This is a genomic window from Paenibacillus sp. FSL E2-0201 (assembly GCF_037963325.1).
Taxonomy (GTDB): domain Bacteria; phylum Bacillota; class Bacilli; order Paenibacillales; family Paenibacillaceae; genus Paenibacillus_AQ.
Genome location: NZ_CP150154.1, coordinates 2,863,257 through 2,884,114, shown reverse-complemented (window position 1 = coordinate 2,884,114; position 20,858 = coordinate 2,863,257). Strand labels below are relative to the sequence as shown.

The 20,858-nt window shown below is 43.0% G+C and carries 15 protein-coding genes; 2 read left to right on the top strand and 13 right to left on the bottom strand.

Annotation, left to right across the window (positions count from 1 at the left end):
- Nucleotides 1–374 precede the first annotated feature (374 nt).
- Complete coding sequence (thrS, locus tag NSU15_RS12675; RefSeq protein ID WP_339290687.1) at nt 375–2,288, top strand: threonine--tRNA ligase; 1,914 nt, start codon at nt 375–377, stop codon at nt 2,286–2,288.
- A gap of 98 nt (nt 2,289–2,386) precedes the next feature.
- Here thrS and NSU15_RS12670 read toward each other — a convergent pair whose 3' ends face one another.
- From NSU15_RS12670 to NSU15_RS12615, 12 genes are all read right to left on the bottom strand, one after another.
- Entirely contained in the window at nt 2,387–3,376 is a 990-nt protein-coding gene (locus tag NSU15_RS12670; RefSeq protein WP_339290685.1) for an aldose 1-epimerase, read from the bottom strand.
- Nucleotides 3,377–3,461: 85 nt separating this feature from the next.
- Nucleotides 3,462–4,178 carry an MgtC/SapB family protein gene (locus NSU15_RS12665; RefSeq protein ID WP_060622296.1) on the bottom strand — a complete coding sequence of 239 codons (717 nt, stop codon included), beginning with the start codon at nt 4,176–4,178 and terminating at the stop codon, nt 3,462–3,464.
- A gap of 181 nt (nt 4,179–4,359) precedes the next feature.
- Nucleotides 4,360–5,151 carry an SDR family NAD(P)-dependent oxidoreductase gene (locus NSU15_RS12660; RefSeq protein WP_339290682.1) on the bottom strand — a complete coding sequence of 264 codons (792 nt, stop codon included), beginning with the start codon at nt 5,149–5,151 and terminating at the stop codon, nt 4,360–4,362.
- Between the two features lie 113 nt (nt 5,152–5,264).
- Complete coding sequence (locus NSU15_RS12655) at nt 5,265–6,377, bottom strand: rhamnogalacturonan acetylesterase (protein ID WP_339290681.1); 1,113 nt, start codon at nt 6,375–6,377, stop codon at nt 5,265–5,267.
- A 30-nt stretch (nt 6,378–6,407) separates the two neighbouring features.
- Nucleotides 6,408–7,247: a carbohydrate ABC transporter permease gene (locus NSU15_RS12650; protein WP_042126927.1), complete on the bottom strand. Its 840-nt coding sequence runs from the start codon at nt 7,245–7,247 to the stop codon at nt 6,408–6,410.
- 3 nt (nt 7,248–7,250) lie between these two features.
- Nucleotides 7,251–8,171 carry a sugar ABC transporter permease gene (locus NSU15_RS12645; protein WP_042132108.1) on the bottom strand — a complete coding sequence of 307 codons (921 nt, stop codon included), beginning with the start codon at nt 8,169–8,171 and terminating at the stop codon, nt 7,251–7,253.
- Between the two features lie 143 nt (nt 8,172–8,314).
- Nucleotides 8,315–9,652 carry an extracellular solute-binding protein gene (locus NSU15_RS12640; RefSeq protein ID WP_076117596.1) on the bottom strand — a complete coding sequence of 446 codons (1,338 nt, stop codon included), beginning with the start codon at nt 9,650–9,652 and terminating at the stop codon, nt 8,315–8,317.
- A 120-nt stretch (nt 9,653–9,772) separates the two neighbouring features.
- The gene (locus NSU15_RS12635) at nt 9,773–11,341 is read right to left on the bottom strand and encodes a response regulator (RefSeq protein ID WP_339290679.1); all 1,569 of its coding nucleotides are present in this window, start codon (nt 11,339–11,341) and stop codon (nt 9,773–9,775) included.
- A complete protein-coding gene (locus NSU15_RS12630; RefSeq protein ID WP_081389742.1) occupies nt 11,334–13,109 on the bottom strand; it encodes a sensor histidine kinase in 1,776 nt (591 codons plus the stop codon). The genes NSU15_RS12635 and NSU15_RS12630 overlap by 8 nt, the downstream gene beginning before the upstream one ends.
- 182 nt (nt 13,110–13,291) lie before the next feature.
- Nucleotides 13,292–14,086: an ABC transporter ATP-binding protein gene (locus NSU15_RS12625; protein WP_042126919.1), complete on the bottom strand. Its 795-nt coding sequence runs from the start codon at nt 14,084–14,086 to the stop codon at nt 13,292–13,294.
- Nucleotides 14,079–15,002: an ABC transporter permease gene (locus tag NSU15_RS12620; RefSeq protein ID WP_042126916.1), complete on the bottom strand. Its 924-nt coding sequence runs from the start codon at nt 15,000–15,002 to the stop codon at nt 14,079–14,081. Before NSU15_RS12620 ends, NSU15_RS12625 begins: the two co-directional genes overlap by 8 nt.
- 61 nt (nt 15,003–15,063) lie before the next feature.
- Nucleotides 15,064–16,134: an ABC transporter substrate-binding protein gene (locus NSU15_RS12615; RefSeq protein WP_339290676.1), complete on the bottom strand. Its 1,071-nt coding sequence runs from the start codon at nt 16,132–16,134 to the stop codon at nt 15,064–15,066.
- A gap of 324 nt (nt 16,135–16,458) precedes the next feature.
- Between NSU15_RS12615 and NSU15_RS12610 the strand changes: the two genes are divergently transcribed.
- Entirely contained in the window at nt 16,459–17,394 is a 936-nt protein-coding gene (locus NSU15_RS12610) for a C40 family peptidase (RefSeq protein WP_042126914.1), read from the top strand.
- Between the two features lie 96 nt (nt 17,395–17,490).
- Here the strand turns inward: NSU15_RS12610 and NSU15_RS12605 are convergent, their stop codons facing one another.
- On the bottom strand, nt 17,491–20,217 hold the full coding sequence (locus NSU15_RS12605) for a calcium-translocating P-type ATPase, SERCA-type (protein ID WP_339290674.1): 2,727 nt from the start codon (nt 20,215–20,217) through the stop codon (nt 17,491–17,493).
- Nucleotides 20,218–20,858: the final 641 nt, after the last annotated feature.

Below are 20,858 nucleotides of genomic sequence, written 5' to 3'. Positions count from 1 at the left end.
TACTTCTGGGTTTTTCCCTCTTGACTTTATGGTGTGCAATTGAGTACTATGAACGAGCAACATCATATGGCAATGATCAAAGACATGATTTCCTATACGAACTGTCCAGAGAGAGAGGTCCAGGCTGAAAGCTTCTCCAGTAAACGATTGTGAAGTTACCCCTTTGTAGCTGTGGCGCTGAATCCGTTGATCCAAATTTCGCGGTAGTATGTGACACCGATTTATCCCCGATATCGGATACCAATGAGGTCCTATCCTTGTGATAGGTCGAATTAGGGTGGAACCACGAGCTGAACGCACTCGTCCCTTTCTGGGAGAGATGCGTTTTTTTGCGTTCACCACTAACAATTTTTGAGAAATGGAGGCTAACAATCATGGAGATCAAGGTAACACTGCAAAACGGAACAATTAGAGAGGTACTGCAAGGAACGACGATTAAGGAAGCAGCAGGTGCCATAAGTACCAGTCTGAAAAAAAGTGCTGTAGCTGGAAAAATTGATGGCAGATCCGTAGACTTAAACCAATCGATCGAACATGATTGCCAGCTCGAAATTGTTACGTTGGATAGCAAAGACGGCCTGGAAATTTATAGACACAGTACAGCACATATCATGGCGCAAGCCATAAAACGTATATATGGAGACAAGGGTGTACAGCTTGGCATAGGTCCAGTAATCGAAGATGGGTTCTATTATGACATTGATATTGAGACACCTTTATCCAGTGATGACCTTGTTGCAATCGAACAAGAGATGGCGAGAATCATTCAAGAGAATCACCCGATTGTCCGCCGTGTGGTTTCCCGCGCTGAAGCAATTAAGCTTTTTGAAACGCTGAACGAGCCCTTAAAGCTAGAGCTTATTCATGATCTGCCAGAAGACACAGTATTATCTATTTATGATCAAGGTGAATTCTCGGATCTCTGCCGAGGGCCACATCTTCCCTCTACTGGCTTGGTTAAGGCCTTTAAGTTATTGAATGTCGCAGGTGCCTACTGGCGTGGGGATTCCAATAATAAAATGCTGCAACGTATTTACGGAACTGCTTTTCCTAAGAAAGCTCAACTTGAAGAGCACTTACTCTTTCTTGAAGAAGCTAAAAAACGTGATCATCGTAAGCTCGGCAAGGAACTGGAATTGTTTATGTTCTCTGAAGAAGCTCCAGGCATGCCCTTCTATCTTCCCAAGGGAATGACTATCCGAACAGAGCTTGAGAATTTCGCCCGTGAATTACAAAGACAGAGAGATTACGATGAAGTTCGTACACCGCTGATGATGAACAATCGGCTTTGGGAGCAATCCGGGCACTGGGATCATTACAAAGACAATATGTATTTCACAGATGTAGACGAAACAAAATTTGCGCTCAAGCCAATGAACTGTCCAGGTCATATGCTGATCTACAAAAACAATCTGCATTCCTACCGTGAGCTGCCTATCCGTATTGCGGAATTTGGTCAAGTTCATCGCCATGAGTTCTCTGGGGCGCTTAACGGAATGATGCGTGTTCGTACCTTCTGTCAGGATGATGCCCATCTATTCGTTTTGCCAGATCAGATTGAGGGTGAAATAAGCCGTGTAATCTCACTGATTGACCATATTTATCAAGTGTTTGGATTTGAGTATAAGATTGAATTATCTACTCGCCCGGCAGACTATATGGGATCAGAAGAACTATGGGATCAGGCTGAACAATCTCTGCAGAATGTATTAGACAATCTCGGGATTGAGTATCGTGTGAATGAAGGTGATGGCGCGTTCTACGGACCAAAGATTGATTTCCATATCTTAGATGCGCTAAAACGAAGCTGGCAATGTGGAACCATCCAACTAGACTGGCAAATGCCAGAGAAATTCGATCTTACCTACATCGGGGAGGATAATCTTAAGCACCGCCCGGTCGTAATCCATCGTGCTGTATATGGGTCGATCGATCGTTTTATGGGGATTATTACGGAGCATTATGCCGGAGCGTTCCCGCTATGGCTAGCACCTGTTCAAGCGAAGTTATTGCCCGTCTCTGAGAACTACGTTGATTATGCATTTCAGGTGAAGAAATCCTTAGAGCAAGCCGGCATTCGTGTAGAAGTTGATATCCGAAATGAGAAGCTGGGATACAAAATTCGTGAAGCTCAGCTGGAAAAAGCACCCTACATGCTCGTTCTCGGTGAGAATGAGAAGAACGCTTGTAGTGTATCTGTAAGAAAACGTGGTGAGGGTGATCTTGGTTCAAGAAGCATCCAAGAGATTATTGAGCAGATTAATGAAGAAATAGTTAGTAAAAAATAAGGTCCTGTTCCTAGTTCAAACGTTAAAGGGCAGTCTAAGAGTAGAAAACTACGATTAGACTGCCCTTTCTTTATCACATATGATAATTCACAATCATGCTATTTCACGTACAGACGGCTGCTTTCTTCCCAATATTCGCCTGGTTTGAGGCTAAACAAGCCGATCTCATCCGCCGGCAGATCCACCATTGGCGCATTTACCAAGTTGATTTGTGGCTCAGGACAGAAGAATTGTTCAGAAGCACCATTATTCCAGATCATCCACTGCTTGTACGAAGTCCCTACATCATAAACTAAAGTGACTCCAGCTTTGCTGTCGGTAAGCTCCATCCGGTTACGTCCGTTCTGAGCTACAGCCGTATAATGGTTGTCCATCGGTGCGAAATAAGGATTCACACCTTCATCACGAAGCTGAGCTTCGCCCGGCTCCAGCTCTTGGAATTTACCAGTCGGCAGCATACGGTCATTCAGTTCCCAGCGATTACCGATCGTAGCTTTCACAAGATAATCTTGTGGTGTGCTTCCTGGTGCGAATGGTGCATTAATCGCGGTATGGAATGCCAGCAAGCAAGGCATCACTTCATCTCCATCATTATGCACTTGCACCTGTTGAGATAATCCACCTTCACCAAGGGTGTATCGCAGTTTCATTGTGTATTTAAACGGCAAGTATTGATAAGAAGGATGATTCTCATCCACCTTGATGAATACGGTTACGAAGCTTTCGGTCTTACCACTACCGAACTCTTCTACTTCCCAAGCTGCCGTATGTAAAAATCCATGTAAATGGTTGCCCGTTGCGACTTCATTTACTGGTAGTTGATAAGTTTGACCATTCCATGGGAATTTGCCATCTTCATAACGATTCGGAGGAAATAATACAGGAATACCATGGATGCCTGGACTTGCCTTGAAGGCTTCCATTTCCTCAGCTCCCGGTTCATGCAAGAAACGGTAACCGTTTTCGGTATCTCGGAAACAGATCAAGTTGCCACCGATACCTGGTAGTAAAGCTGCCTCATAACGGCCAGCTTTCAACCAGATGGCTGCTTCTCCTTTATATTGTCCTTCATATGCTGTGATAGACATATTAATGTGTTCTCCCTTCCAGTGTCTGATAATTGTCTCTACTTGATAGATTACCACATCTGGTCATGACGTGACATGCCCTTTTTTACAGCTGTTCCACTTCAACGCTCATTACATGATCAATTTTCTTCACATCATAATAGATCTCTGTTGCGTAATCTTTATCCGGTGCTGAGATCACCATATCGATCATTTGTCTTCCATCTTCTAAATCCTTAATTTTCATTCTGCGGATCGACCGGGATGGACTTCTAGTACTTCGTTGAGTACTAACCTGAGGTCTCTCAATTTTTTGGATCACTTCAGTAAGTACAAAATTAGCTTCCATGATGATTCTCACCGAAACTTCATGCTTGTTAAGCACTTCAGGGCCAATAGAACGAATTAAATGAGGAACCAAATTCACCGCAAACATTAGAAGAATAACCGCATATGCTGCTTCAATATAAAATCCTGCTCCCACAGCAATACCAATCCCCGAAGCTGTCCAGATGAGTGCTGCCGAGGTCAGACCTGATATCGCATCACCGCCTCTACGCAGGATAACACCAGCACCCAAGAACCCTATCCCACTGACAATTTGAGCAGCGAGGCGCATCGGATCCATATTCGGATGCTCTGGACCTGCAAACTTATCAAAGGCATGAATAGACACTACTGTTACAAGACAAGAGGCAATGCTAATGACCATACTGGTCCGAATCCCCAGCGGTTTCTGCTTGATCTGTCGGTCAATCCCGATGAACAGCCCGAACAGCATGGCCACTAATAGCTTAATTAATGATTCAATATGAAAATCCATAGTTCATTCTCCTTTCTCCACAGATACTCCATTATAACGGAAAACGAAGATAAAGATTAGCTTTATTTTACAACAAAAAACGGCATTCCTATCCTCAATGTATATGCGCACTCGATCAATTTGATCCCGCATAACAAAGAGGATAGAATCCGTTTTGATGGAAGAGATGATTTACGAAAATTTAACCATGGAGCAACGATTCTGCACCGTCACAATAGATCTCAGTTCCTGTAATATGATCTGAATCCTCGGATGCCAGAAAAAGTGCCAGCTTTGCAACTTGATCAGGACGCCCAGGTCCTTCCTCCAACGGTTGATCCCCCTCTGGAAATTCAACAGGGATCTTTACCTCTTTGAGATCTTCAGATGGAAAAGTGTTGTCATCTATATTGGTTTTTATAGCGCCGGGACAGATCGCATTTACGCGAATTTGAAATTGTGCCAGCTCTAATGCTGCCATTTTCATAAAAGCAACCTGGCCTGCCTTTGTCGTACTGTATGCGGAAAAACCGACGTTGGAAAATACACGGTTTCCGTTAATGGAGCTGTTAATCAGGATGCTGCCCCCGCTATCTTTTAGATGCGGTATCGCATATTTAACAGTCGCGAAGGTTCCACGCAAATTAATATGAATGGTCTGATCCCAAGAATCAATATCCATCGTTTCAATGGGCGTCATGGCTCCATTGATCCCTGCGTTAGCAAAAACAATATCAAGACGCCCCCATTTCGCGGCAGCCTTGTTTATTGCTGCTTCCACTTGCGGGGGTTCAGCAACGTCGCATTCTATTACGAGGGCTTCTCCGCCTTCTTTCTCAACTTGTTTTCTAACCTTTTCTGCGTTCTCAACCGTTCTATCTAGTAATACAACTTTGGCCCCGTTTCGAGCGAACTCAAGCACGGTCGCTCGTCCAATACCGGAACCTCCTCCTGTTACAATTGCTACCTTGCCTTCCAGCTTCTTATCTGCCATGTCTAAATATCCTCCTTCTTGTCATGCAAGCCTTACAGTTAAGTTCTTTCCCTAACCTTAACCTCGCATACAGAAGTTGAATCGACAGATATTTACTTTTCCTAAGGGCGTGTCTATTCTCCCTGCCGAAGATGAATCATGAGATCATTTAATCCGGCTTCACGAATACCTTCAATAATGAGTTCAGCTAGAAGTCTTGCACCTAGAATCTGAAAATGCGTATTGTCCTGTACGCCAACTGGATGCAAGATATATTCTCCGGGATAACTCCACATGAACAGATCCTTCGTTCCTTCCACTCCATAGGTTTCAAAAAGCTTACGACTCTTCTCTGCCAAATCGATCAGAGGGATCTGCTCAGTCTCTGAGAGCTCCCGCATAGCTACTAAATAGTCCCCATGGGTGTCTAAGATTGCTTCATTAATATCAAATCTCCGCCTATGTACAGCGGTCACCAATACCGGGTAGGCTCCCGCTTCCTTAGCAACTGTAATCATCCTTAGCAAATACTCTTTATATGTAGTAAAGGGGTCGGTGTGTCTTAGATCATCACCCTTGGAATCGTTATGTCCAAATTGAATGAACATATAATCTCTAGGTCTGATAGCTGCGGCAAGATTATCCAAATGCCCTTCCTCAATAAAGCTCTTGGAGCTACGTCCAGAAATAGCCCGATTATCCACAACAAGTCCTGCTTTGAAGCAGCGTGGCAGTAACTGCCCCCAGCCAGCATAAGGATAACCCGCTTCTCCTTGATCGGTTACCGTAGAATCACCGGCCAAATATAACACGAGTGGTTCGTTATCAGGCTCAATGTCCATTGCATTTATTCGAGGTGCAGCACCCGAGAGCGTGAGCTTTAGCTGACCACCCATGATTCGCATCGCAAATGATTCTCGTACATATTGACCTGCCGGGACGTTTAAAGTATCTAATACGTACTTACCATCACCTGCTCGAATTACTGTACTGGTATCTGCTAAAGCGTCACCGAGTAACAAAGAAATGCGGTAAATCCCATCAGGAATATCCAATAGGAGGACAGCTCTTTGCGGAATGCAGAAATCACTTCGTAATGTATCCGATCCTCCTCTGGAGCGCCCGAATACTGTCGAGTCTGAAGTAAACCCAAATCTCGTCTCCGGAGAGTACCTTGTATCCGGCCGAATTTTGGTGTAGCCAGGCTCTGTATCTTTAATCCCAAAGTCAAAATGATAGCTATCCAAATTCAGCCGCACCTTTCTTCATTAGAGATATTATCCTTTCAAACCACTGGTGCTGATTCCTTCTACAATCTGCTTTTGGAAGATAAAGAAAATAATCATGACGGGTGCCAAGCTAAGAACGGACATGGCGAACATTGGTCCCCAGTTGGACACGGACTCACTGTCGAGGAACATCTTTAGTCCCATAGAAACTGTATATTTAGATGGAGAGTTCAGGTACAACACTGGCCCAAGCAGGTCTTCCCAGCGCCAATAGAAGGAAAAAATCGCTGCAGTAGCCATAGATGGACGGATGAGTGGGAGAATGATTCTGAAGTATAGACCAAATTTCCCGCAACCATCAATCGTAGCCGCTTCGTCAAGTTCAACAGGAATTGTCCGAATAAACTGCAGCATTAGGAAAATAAAGAACGGAACTCCGAAGAACTGTGGAACCACGATCGGCTTGATACTATCGAGCCATTCCAATTTTGCATAGATAATATATTGCGGGACAAGCACTACATCTGAAGGAAGCATAAGCGTCATCATCATGATACCGAACCATAAGCCATGCCCTACAAACTTATTACGTGCAAATCCGAAGGCTACCAGTGAAGAAGAAACCACCGCTCCTAGAGTGGCTACAACGACGATAATTAATGAATTCTTTATAAAGACACCAAAGGAGTATCCTGCAATCCCTTCCCAGCCTTTAGCATAATTCCCCCATACCCAAGGATCGGGAAGAAGCTGCTGAGCGGTAACAAATACAAGCCGGCTCTCTTTAAAAGAGCTCATGATCATCCACAAAATCGGATACAGCATAATGATAGCGAGGCCACCGATAAGAATGTGATACAGCGGCCATTTCAGTTTCATTTTCGCCATGGATTATTTTCCTCCTTCCGATTCGTAGAAGACCCACGATTTGGATGTCTTGAACAAAATTCCGGTCATGATGCCAACTAGCAACAACATTACCCACGCCATAGCCGAAGCATAACCCATGTTATTAAACATAAAGGCCTGACGGAATAGATATAGAGAATACAACATCGTACCGTCCATTGGTCCGCCTTCACCTTTAGAGATAATATAAGCTGGAACAAAGGTCATAAATGCACTGATCGTCTGCATGACTAGATTGAACAGAATAACTGAGCTTAAGAGGGGCATTGTAATCTTAAAAAACTTTCTGAAAAAACCTGCTCCATCTACACTAGCTGCCTCGTACATTTCACCAGGAATATTTTTTAGACCCGCCAGAAAAATCAACATGGATGAACCAAACTGCCACACGGATAAGGTGATCAACATAATAAGCGCAGCGCTCGGATTACCGAACCAGCTTACTGGACCAAGGCCGAAAAAACCGAGCATGCCATTAATAATTCCCGTATCACTAAAAATATTACGCCACATGATGGATACCGCCACACTGCCACCTATAATAGAAGGTAAATAATAAGTTGTACGATAGGCTCCGATCATACGCGATTTTGTATTTAGAATCATAGCCACAAATAATGCAAAGGTGAGCCGTAAAGGCACACCAATAAATACATAAAGCAGCGTCACCTTAAGTGAATGTAAATATTTCGGGTCATTCGAGAACATTTTGATGTAGTTATCAAATCCGATCCATTTAGGTGGAGCGAATAAATTATATTTAGTAAAAGAAAGATAAAGAGAAATGATCATCGGAATCAGTGTGAAGCAAAGAAAACCAATGACGAACGGACTGATGAAGGCATATCCTGTAAGGTTGCTTCGCAAACTCCGGCCTGTTAGCTTCTTTTTCTTAAAAGCCAGCGGATTCGAAGGAAGGGGATTCGTGGATGCCAAGGGTCTCCAACTCCTTTTTATGTGAATAATAAGGGAAACGGGCTGCCGCCTAACTAAATGGCATGCCGTTTCCCATGTTAGACGCAGTATAGCTATCTGTTACTTTACTACTACCGGCTGGAGAGAATGGCGTTCGCTTCTTTTCGGAACTGCGCTGCTGCAGCTGCTGGGTCAATTTTGCCGAAGTTCATTTGTTCAGCAAGGTCTGTAAGGAGTGCTACCACCTCTGGCGATCCCACTGGCGGACTCATTGGAGAAGTAGTAGGCTCCATGTCAGCAACGAACTTGAATACTTGTTTACCAGAATCCGTTAATTGTGAAGAAACAGATTCCTTAATCTTACTTGAAATTGGCACACCACGTTCACCTTTGATCAGGTTATTGGCTTCAGGATCATTAATCCAGAAATCAACGAACTTCGCTGCTTCTTCCTTCACTTTGGAATTAGAAGTAACCGACCAGTACATACTTGGTTGCATGTAAAGACCTTTTTCCATATCTGGACCAGGCATTTGTGCCAGTGCCATAGGACGATTTACAGCGATTTGCAAAGCAACATATTGGTTCGACCATTGCCATACACCGATACCTGTGCCTTTAACAATATCCGACTCTTCGATAACGCCTTTGTTTTGGCTCAGTTTGTCTTGGGTTGGAACCGCACCATCTTTAATTAAACCAGACAGCATTCCGAAAAAGTCAGTGAATAAAGCATCGTCCTCATATCCAAGCGCTGAACCATCATTGTTATATAACGCCAGCCCTTTTGTGCGAAGATAATAGTTGAAGAATACGTCAGCTGCCATGGAACCGTCGATGTATAGTCCAGCCGATTTAGCTTTCGCAGCGATTTCTTTGTATTGATCCCAAGTCCAGTTCTCTGGAATAGAATCCACTCCTGCCTTCTTTAGCAATTCTGAATCATATTGAAAACCAAGTACGTTAACACCTAGTGGAATTCCATATTGCTTCTCATTGATCACCCCGGTACTAAGTACGTTCTCATTCACATCGCCGACTTGTATCTGAGAGTTCAAATAAGGCTTCAAATCTTCGAGCTGTCCGTTAGATCCATATTGATTAATATAAGAAATATCCATTTGAACGATATCAGGAAGTCTATTTGCTGCTGCTTGCGGAGCAAGTTTTTTCCAGTAATCATCAAAGGACGCATATTCTGGTTCAATCGTTACATTCGGGTATTTGGCTTCATACATATCAATCACTTGTTGTGTATAGGAATGTCGTGTATCTCCACCCCACCAAGCAATACGCAGGGTTACAGGTTCTGCTGAGGTCGTAGCTGCAGGCTTCGTTTCCGAAGGAGCATTTGTAGCTGAGTCCGTAGCGGCAGCACTGTTATTGTTGTTACCTCCACCACAACCCGCTAATATAGATGACAGCAACAATGGTACGGCTAGTAAAGCGAATCTCTTTTTCAAATTCATGTCCCCTTTTCCTATAATAGTGTAAAGGCTCTGATCCCTTTAGGTAGCGCTTTCATGGTTAAATTTTCTCAAATATTTAGTGATTTATGAATACAAAAAACCGTCTTGTTTGTTCAATAATCAGTTCCCTTGTGAGGGTTTCATAAATTCAGTGGGTGTCTGCCCAGTTACTTTTTTGAACACTTGACTGAAATACTGTGCATTCCCACCAAAGCCGAACATTTCAGCGAGTTCAAATACTCTTACATCACCACTATGCAAAATGTGTTCCGATGCTTTAGTAATCCGGTAATTGGTAACGTAATTAGAGAACTTCTCCCCAGTGATTTTCTTAAATATTTTTCCAAGATAATCAGGATTCATATATAACATCTCAGCAGCGACTGAGCTAAGTGACAGCTCCGCATTCTTGTAATCATCCGCAATAATTTTGAACATTTTATCTACGATTAAGGATTGGCGACAGCGGAAATGACGATCGTACATCGCGGTCAAACGAACCGCCGCATCTTTTACATAGGCTTTAAGGCCGCCTAAGGTCCTGATCTCCGCTAATTCTGCCATACTTGAAGTAAAGTTATTTCTTTCTTCAGGGACGGCTAACCGTATCATCGCAGAATACAATTGCAAAACATAAGATCGCGTTACATTTATATCCACACGCTGTTCAGCAAGCAGGTTAAATAAACGCTCTAATTCTAACTCTACTGCACTTTGTTCGCCCGCCTTAATCAGCAGACAGATTTGCTCTTCGTCTAGTTCGATATCATTTCTTCCGCTTAGTTCATCACTAGGTAGATCACTACCTGTGATCAGACCTCCCTCTTCCATATAAAAACAGTGGTTAAGGTACTGCAGGGTCTGACGATACAATCTTCGTGAATGTATCATGAAGTCCGCGTCACTAATCGCAATGGTTACATCCACTTTGTAAAACTTGTAGAACATTTTCCTTACTTCTGAAATTCGCTCAAGCAATGTACTATTCAGCGCGGTCTCTCCTTTGACTTCCATTAGTATCAGAATAAATCCCCCGATCCTTGTACTAAGTAGCGTTTCTTGAAGCATATCCTGTGCAATATTTTGCAAAGCAAAAAGTTGTTCATATTCATAAGAACCTTCCAGTCTGAACAAGATCAACCGCACCATTTTGTCATTTAATTCGATACCTAGCAGCTCCTGATAGTACTCTAGATCTTGACTTCCGTATGTTTTGTTAGAGATCCATTCCTTCAAAAATTGTTCCTTCACATGTGGTAGGACTTTGGTAAACCGTTGTTTCATGTCATTTACAAAATCTGTCCGGCCCTTTAGTTCATCGAGCTCTGCTACCAGTTCAATTAGTGCATCATGAATTTGATTTTCGTTGCAAGGCTTTAGCAAGTAATGTTTAACGCCGTGCTGCATAGCGATACAGGCGTAGTCAAAATCCTTATACCCCGTCAACATAACGAACTTCAAATCAGGAAATCGTTCACTACATTTCTGTACCAAGCCTAATCCATCCAAACCGGGCATAGAAATATCAGTGATCACTATGTCAGGACGAAGCTCCTCTATTTTCTCCAAGGCTTCTATCCCGTTTCGCGCCGTACCCACCAGCTCAGTTCCTGCCTGTGCCCAGTCTACTACCTGCGATATGCCTTCTAGTATCAACCGTTCATCATCAACCAGCAGTAACTTATACATTCTCTAGCACTCCTTTTAAATAAGGTATACGTACATGTATTATCGTTCCTTGGCCTGGCTCACTTTCAATCACTGTACCCCATTCTGAACCAAACACGATTTGAATACGCTCTGCGATGTTCGCTAACCCGATGCCTTCGCCACGTGTCTTGACTCTACCCTGCTGCAAATCTTTGATGAACTCCGCACTCATTCCCGGCCCATTATCACTAACACGAATATCAAGTCCATGCTCCTCCTCACTCACGGTTATAGAAATAGTACAGGGTTCAATATTAGGTTCTAATGCATATCGGATCGCATTCTCGATCAATGGCTGAAGTGTCAGCTTCGGTATTAAAGCATCATGTAAATGCTCAGGAAAATCCATCCGGAAATCAAGTCTATCGTCAAACCGTGTTTTTTGGATAATGACATAATTACGCACGATAGTAAGCTCTTTTTCAATCGTAATCAAAGGGTCTTTAAGACCGATCGAACTGCGGAACAAGTACCCAAGAGCCTCAACCATTTCAGAAATTTTCGCTTGCTTGTTCATCTTCGCTAACCAATTGATCGATTCAAGGGTATTGTATAAAAAATGCGGATTAATCTGTGCCTGCAGCGCTTTAAGCTCGGTCTCTCTAATAATGAGCTGCTTCGCGTAATTCTCATCGATGAGTTCTCTAATTCTGCGGATCATCATTTTAAAGGTACGGTTAAGCTGACTTACTTCGTCCTGCGCAGTTTGCGAAACTACACCTAGAGATTGTTCCTCCAGATTATCCAGATCTCCTTTTTCGATTTGTTTCATTTTTTTAGTCAGCTTTGAAATCGGACGAACAATACTTCGAGCTAATCGATAACCTAAGAGCAGTCCAATTAATAGTATGAGCGCGAAAATGATGACGACCAGTTTTTTAACAAAAGTAATATGTTTGAACATCTCATTGAATGGGGTGGCATTGATATACATCCATTCCATATAAGATGATTTAGTCTTCGTGATAAAATAAGTTCCTTCTTCATACTTGGCTGTCCGATAGAGCTCAGAACGTTCCGTTTCCTCTTTAAGCTCCGTTGGCAGTAATATTGGAGCTTGAGGATAAACCGCCTGCCCTGACATCGCATCAACAACAATCAACTGATCGCCATCCGAAGTATTACTTGTGCTATCGGCTATAATGCGATCAATTCGAATACGGATAACTAACGTCCCTAGATCGGCCAGCGTAAAGGTTGACCCTGTATAAGATTTAATCTGCCGAACAGCCAAGAGTGAATTTTTATTTCCTTGGGGATACCACACTATGCTACCCCCAGCTTCCTTAGCCAGAGGTTTTAATTGATCCTGAAGATCCTGTGATACACCCTCACGATTTCCTGCGGTCATAGCACCGCCATTCGTATCCAACAGCATCATAGAATAGACATATTTCTCAGCTCCTGCAAAGGCAACTAACCTGTTAATGATCTTGTTATGTAGAACCTGTCTTTCATACGGCTGAGGATCATCCTGCAACTGACGAAGGCATTCCTGTATTTGCTCATCAGAGACCACGTTAAAAGAAAGTTGTTCCAACTCTCTTAAAGTACTTTCTATACTGATCGATGACATCCCCAGCACTTCGGATGCCTTTTCATAGATTTGCTTGTCATAAATTCGATAAACATACTGCAGGACGGTTAAAGAGAATAGAAAGGACAACAGCAGTAAAAAGGAAATGATCAATATCATTTTATTAAAAATACCCGAACTTCTGTAAGCGCTGACATTTTTCCAAAACATAAGCATCCTCCAATTCACTCCAAACCCTTATTATGGGAAGTAATATTTATCATCACTCTATCCTATCATAAATGATATTGAAGCATTTGGGAAAAACTGCAACAAAAAGGACTTAAAGTGAAATCCAAAGTCAGACTTCACTTTAAGCCCTTATCATGAGCCTATGTCACATTTACAAAAGACTAACCAAGCACCATTCGATCATCTGCCAGTTTATGACCACTGATGGCCTCAAATTCTCCCAGTAAGCGTTCTACCGTAAGATCCTGTTTGCGTGTTTCGTCAATATCAAGGATAATACGTCCCTTATCCATCATGATAAGACGATTCCCAAGGCGAATTGCCTGCTCCATGTTATGGGTAACCATAAGTGTAGTCAGCTTCATCTCGCGGACGATTGACTCTGTCAGTTTAGTTATCAGCTCCGCACGAGAAGGATCAAGTGCAGCTGTATGTTCATCTAGTAGCAAAATCTGCGGTTGGGTGAAGGTTGCCATTAGCAAACTCAGCGCTTGTCTTTCCCCGCCGGATAATAACCCCACCTTAGCCCGTAGACGGTTCTCCAATCCGATCCCGAGCCGGCTTAACTCCTCGCGAAACTTCGCGCGTCTCACTGTATTTACACCGAAGGATAATCCTCTGTTCTTTCCTCTTTTATATGCCATCGCTAAATTCTCTTCAATCGTCATCCGTGGAGCCGTACCTGCCATAGGGTCCTGAAAGACCCTTCCGATCCAGCGACTGCGCTGATACTCTGCTAAATGGCTTATAGAATTCCCTTCAATGCTAACTGAACCGAGATCCGGCTTCATTACACCAGAAATGATATTCATCAGTGTAGATTTACCTGCGCCGTTGCTGCCAATAATGGTGACAAAATCGCCGGGGCGAAGCTCCAAATCAATACCGAGCAGCGCAATCTTCTCATCCGGAGTGCCAGGATTGAACAGCTTAGATACGTTATCAAGCTTAAGCATCGATAGTGCCTCCTCTCTTGCTGCTAAGCGCTTGTTCAGCTAATTCCACTGAACGCTTGCGCGCTAAATTCTTCTGCTTCAAGAAACGCTGAATCGATGGGAATACAAGTGCGAAAATAACGATAATTGCTGTGATCAGTTTAAGATCCGAAGGTCTCAACCATGGAACATACAAAGCAAGTGCAACTACGATTCGGTAAACAATAGATCCCAGAACAACTGCCAAAGTTGCACGGAACACATTTCCAGCCCCGAAAATAGCTTCACCTATGATTACCGAAGCTAAGCCGATAACAATCATCCCTATGCCCATTGAGGAATCCGCAAAAGTAGAATACTGAGTAATCAGCGCACCCGAGAGTGCCACCATTCCATTAGATAGACTGACACCGAGAATGGTTGTATTATCCGTGTTTACACCCAGACTGCGGATCATTCTTGCATTATCTCCGGTAGCCCTCAAAGCAAGCCCAAGATCTGTACGCAAGAATAAATCCATTAGGATTTTCACAAATAAAACAACAAAAGGAAGAACAAGAAGTGGATTAATGGACGAGAACAACGTAGTATCACCCATAAGTGACCAGTTAGGCTTACCGCCAAATATTCGCAAATTAATGGAATAAAGTGCAATCATCATTAGAATCCCGGATAACAATCCATTAATCTTGCCTTTCGTATGTAGTAGACCCGTACACATTCCTGCCAACATCCCACCAGCAATAGCAGCGAGTGTGGCCAACCACGGTGCATAGCCATTAGTAATCATAACAGCGGCAATGGCACCGCCTGTAGTAAAGCTACCATCCACAGTCAAATCAGGAAAATCCAAAATGCGAAAAGTAATATATACCCCTAAAGCCATAAATGCGTAAAGCAGACCCATTTCCACGGCCCCAAGCATTGAATCATACATAGAAGTTTTCCTCCTTCAAGCGGCAAGGGGCGTCCTTACGGAATCGCCCCAATATAATGTCTTATTGAATAATATTGTTAGCTTGATCGGCTACTTCTGCTTTCATTGCATCTGTTACTTCTATGCCTTGTGCAGCAGCAGCTTTGAGGTTTAGGATAAGATCGAGTTTTTCTTGCATTGTAACCTTCATATCTCCTGGTTTTTTACCATTTTTCAGAATATCCACTGCCATTTGTCCAACTTGGTAACCATGATCGAAGTATTTAAAGCCCACGGTAGCAAATGCGCCTTTTTCAACGGTATCTCGATCACTGGAGAAGAACGGAATTTTCTTATCATTAGCCGTTTGAATAATGGTATCCACAGCACTCACTACAGTGTTATCCAAAGTAATGTAGAATGCATCTACACGACCAGCAAGTGACTCAGCAGCTTGCTTAACTTCAGAAGTATTCGTGATAGCTGCCTTCACAAGTTCAATACCATGTTTATCCAGCTCTTTCTTGGCAATATCCGCCATAATTACAGCATTCGGTTCACCTTCATTTATAACAATGCCGAGCTTTTTCACATTAGGAAATTGAGTAGCGATGAATTGCATTAATCTATTGATAGCTTCAGGATTCGTATCAGATACACCAGAAACATTACCACCAGGATGCTCAAGATCAGTAACGATTTTTGCATCGATAGGATCAGTCACCGCTGCGAACAGAATCGGAGTATCCTTACTTGATTTGCTGAGCGCTTGAACAACGGATTGAGCGGAAGGTGTCGCAATCGCCAATACCAAATCATTCGTGTCTGCTGCAATCTTTTGAGCAATTGACAAGTTATTCGCTTGGTCAGCTTGAGCATTCTCAAGATCAACCTTCAAGTTCTCTCCTTCAACAAGTCCAGCATCCTTCAAAGCAGCGAGAATTCCTTCGCGTGTAGCATCAAGTGACGGATGTTCTACATATTGCGAAATTGCGATTTTGTAAGTTTTAGAATCTGCGGCTCCTGCATTTGTTGACTTATTTCCGGTGTTTGTTGCATTACCTGAGTCTACTGCAGCATTATTGTTACCACAGCCAGCAGCTACCAGCATGAAGCATAAGCTTAAACCCGCCAAAATGTTTCTCTTTTTCATTAAAGTACCCCATTTCATTAGAATATTAACGCGTGCATCAAAGTGAGCGACTCAGCATTATCACTTTTATCGATAAAAGCATTAAAGCATAAGCTTACACGTACCTCACAATAATGATAGAAATCTATTAAACCTATATTATATGGAGGTTGTTTATCCGTCAATCACTTATCCAACTTCCATAGATTACAAATTTCATAGCGCATTACTCACCAATATAGGAAGGACTTGGTTGTGTCTTACAGTGATTGCCTTGAGCCGCATTACATAAAAAAAAGTCCCCTGCACAAACTTAACCTACAGTTTGAATATGGAGCGTGTCATATGCCTGGTAACCACAAAAAAATACTGTCCACTGCTACTGTATTGCTTGCTGTTGTTTTATCAAGTACTGCGTGTAGTTACTCATCACAATCACAAAAACCCAAGATAAACGCTGTAACACCTGATGGCATGCAAGCCTCTAGTTATTATGAAAAGTCCTCCATCACAGATGCTCAAGGAAAGTACTGGATTCCACTCAAACCTGCAATTGCTTCACTCGGATATCGAATGAAAGATGATGCTACTCATGGAGGATACACCAAGATTGGCTACAGTGATGTTATGTATATGCTACGTCCTGGCTCTACTCAGGTCTTCTCCTTAGGTGAAAAAATCACGCTACCGCAGGCACCTAGACGACAAGAAGGACAAATCTATATCACACCTTTAGCATTATCTAAATTTCTTCAAACAGAAGTGGGTTGGAATCCACAGTCTGGGGAAATCAACATTGCCACACCGACCGATCATGAAAGTATTATAAAATCACCATCTGCTAAAACAAAGAATGGATCTAAACCCATTCGCATCCAAAGTATTTCTGAAGCTGACAAGAAGGAATTAGTTTCTTTTGCCAAAAAATTCTTGGGTGTGCCTTATGAATTCGGCACCGGACCTTATGAAGAAACCAAGAAATTTGATTGCTCTTCTTTTACAAGGCATGTATTCAAAAAATTCGGAGTAAACTTACCACGCCTAGCCAAGGATCAAGATAATTTAGGTAATCGCGTTCAACGCAGTGCGCTAGATGTGGGCGATCTGATCTTCTTCACTGTCCCAGGTCGCTTTGAAAGTGACGCTATCCCTGGGCATGTCGGTATTTACATTGGGGATGGGAAATTCATTCACACATGGGGAGATCCCGGGGTTCAGATCAGTGAGCTCGACTCAGGGTATTGGAGCAACGTAATCCTGCATATGCAGCGCATTCTGTAATCCACATTTACAGCCAAAAGGCCACATATTGAGAAAGCCTGAATCCTCCGTTCTGGAGGGTTCAGGCTTTCTTTGTTGCAACAAAAAGTGGAATTTTTAGTCCCAGTTCTTGCCTCTACCGCTTAAACGTACAAACAGTTTTACAAGCTCTACGATCAATATAATCGCCAATGCTGCAGCAACTACGATTCCCCACTGTGATCCGCTTAAATGCGAGACACCAAACCAATCATTCAGTCCAGGGATGATGATTACCAGCACCAACATTAATGTAGAGATCAGTGATGCCCACAGCATATACCGGTTGCTGAACCAGCCTATCTGAAACAACGATTTCGTATTGGATCTGACGTTAAACGCATGAGAGATTTGCAGTAATCCTAATGTGGCGAATGCCATCGTAACCGCAATTCCCTCATTGTAATGCGTATGTGCCCATTGGTACACGAACAGTGTAAGCGCAGCCTCTAATATACCCTGGTAGATAATCCCGATTCCCACACCACCAGCAAAGATACTGCTGCTGGCTTTTCGTGGTTTTTTTGACATCAGATCGTCCCCCGCTTTTTCAAGCCCTAGGGCAAGCGCAGGCAGGGTGTCAGTAACAAGATTAATCCACAGGATATGAATCGGCTCGAGAATACGCCAACCGATCATTGTCGCAATGAATAGCGTAAGAACCTCACCAAGATTGGCAGAGAGCAGGAACTGGATTGCCTTACGGATATTGCTATATACTTTCCGTCCTTCTTCAACAGCAACAACTATGGTCGTGAAGTTATCATCTGCGAGCACCATGTCAGAGACGCCCTTAGCCACATCTGTTCCTGTGATTCCCATTCCCACACCGATATCTGATGACTTAAGCGCAGGAGCATCATTCACTCCATCACCAGTCATGGCAACAATCTTTTCTTTTTTCCTCCACGCCTTCACAATCCGAACTTTATGTTCAGGAGATACCCGTGCATAAACCGAATAATCAGTGACTTTCTCAGCAAATTCCTCTTCACTAAATTTATCCAGCTCACTACCAGTTAATACACCTGTTTCATCTTCGATAATCCCTAATCTTTTGGCTATGGCCGCTGCTGTATCTCGATGATCTCCTGTAATCATTACAGGTCTTATCCCTGCTTTTCGACAGATGGCTACCGCATCCCGCACTTCCTCACGCGGCGGATCAATCATACCGACTAAACCGATAAATACTAGTTCTTTCTCTGTAGTATCCGGTGAGATATTGGACGGTAGCTGCTCTTCATCTCTGTAAGCAAATGCCAAAACCCGGAGTGCATCGTTCGCAAGCATTTTATTACTTTCCATGATTTGTCGTGAATGTTCCTCTTTAAAAGGGACGATTTCTCCATCCACAAAGATATGGCTGCATTTGGATAAAAGTACATCTGGAGCACCTTTCGTTAATACACGATAACGTCCATTTTCAACTTCATGAATCGTCGTCATCAACTTCCGATCGGAGTCAAATGGTAGTTCGTTTTTACGCGGGAATTTCTTTTCTAAATCCCTTTTGTCAGTACCAACACTGAGTGCGTAGTCCACTAATGCAGTTTCTGTGGGATCGCCAATAATCGCTTTACCACTCTTGGTTTGCGGGTCCTTGGCTCCTTCATTCCCTCCAGAATCCTTAGGAGACTTCCCTTCGTCAATACTGGAATCATTACAAAGCGTCATGGCCTGAAGCAGAAGTTCGCCGCCTGGCGTCCCCTCAAGCCCTTCTGCAGCTTCTTTCGTAGTTCCATTGACATGCACTTTTTCGACAGTCATCTTGTTCAGTGTCAATGTTCCGGTCTTGTCAGAACATATAATTTCGGTGCTTCCAAGCGTCTCTACAGCGGGGAGCTTGCGAATGATCGCTTTACGTTTAGCCATCCGCTGCACTCCGAGTGCTAAGATAATGGTGACAATGGCTGGCAGCCCTTCAGGAATCGCCGCTACTGCAAGTGAGATTGAGGTGAGAAGCATATCCAGCAGTTCTCTACCCTCAAATATACCGACGGCAAAGATGACTACACAAACACCAAGAATAATAAAAGTAAAATATTTTCCTAGTTCGTCCAGTTTCTTTTGCAGCGGTGTGACATCATTCTCTTCTTCCGAGATAAATCCGGCGATTCTGCCGACTTCAGTCTGCATTCCTGTAGATGTGACTACACCAACCGCTCTACCGTAAGTTACATTACTGCTCATATAAGCCATATTGGTACGATCCCCGATAACAATATCGCTTCCCTCAAGCACACCTACCTTTTTTTCTGAAGGTAATGATTCTCCGGTTAATGCGGCCTCCTCTGTTTTCAAAGAAGCAGCTTCTAACAGCCTAATATCTGCCGGAACCACGTTTCCAGCTTCGAGCAATACGATATCCCCTGGCACGAGGTCCTCACTTTTAATCTCAGAAACCTGACCTCCACGCCGCACCCTGGCATGCGGAGAGGACATACTTTTTAGGGCATCTAAAGCTTGCTCTGCTTTATTTTCCTGAATAACGCCAAGCACCGCATTCAGGACTACTACTAACAAAATAATGATTGTATCTGTCCATTCTCCCAAAATCCCAGACAATACAGCTGCCACGAGCAAAATAAAGATCATGACATTTTTAAATTGCTCAATAAATTTTCCTAACAGTGATTTGGTCTTTGCCTCTTGAAGTACGTTCTTCCCATACTTCTCCTGAAGTTTAGCGGCTTCACCGGAAGACAAGCCATCTTTCCGAGTTTCCAGCCTTTTGAGCACTTCTTCCTCGCTCAGTGTATGAAAAGGAACCTGCCCCTGCGATTTTGTTTCATTTGAATTCAAGACCATTGCCTCCTTCCGGGATTGAGATTCTGGTAAAACCTCTCATATGAGTCTTACCCAAAAAAGGCATGGTGATTCTAGAACGTTATGTACAATTTTAGAAATTCGGTTGTTCAGACTTCAAGCTCTATTACATGTAGCTCCAAACGATTGCGATCATCAAACTGGAACGTAACAAAATAACTGGTCGCTGCTCACAAATCGATGCATTTTTCGAATAGAATGATCATATAGGACTGCGCTAGAAAAAACCGTTAAAATCGCGCGATTTGCTCAAATTTATCCCTGCTGACTTAAACTTGATAATAAAAGATATATTTACTGCGAATTACTTCAATTATCCCCGTCAGTTTCTTATTTTCTTTACCTTTCAAAGAATATTTTTCACAAAAAAATTTGGATTCATGTAAAAAGGTATGTTATGCTTTTTATACTACATACAGTTGGGAGGTGTTATTTTAGTGCAATATATAGCGCGTATGTCCTTACTTTGGCTTCTTCGGATCTTTTTAGTTTTGGGTTTGATTTCCTCATTTCCAATAACTTGGTCTGGAAGCTTAACGACTACAAAACAAGAACATACAACTCCTGAAATTGAACACTATGAACGCAAATCTATACCTCCTGTGCGGACAACTCCC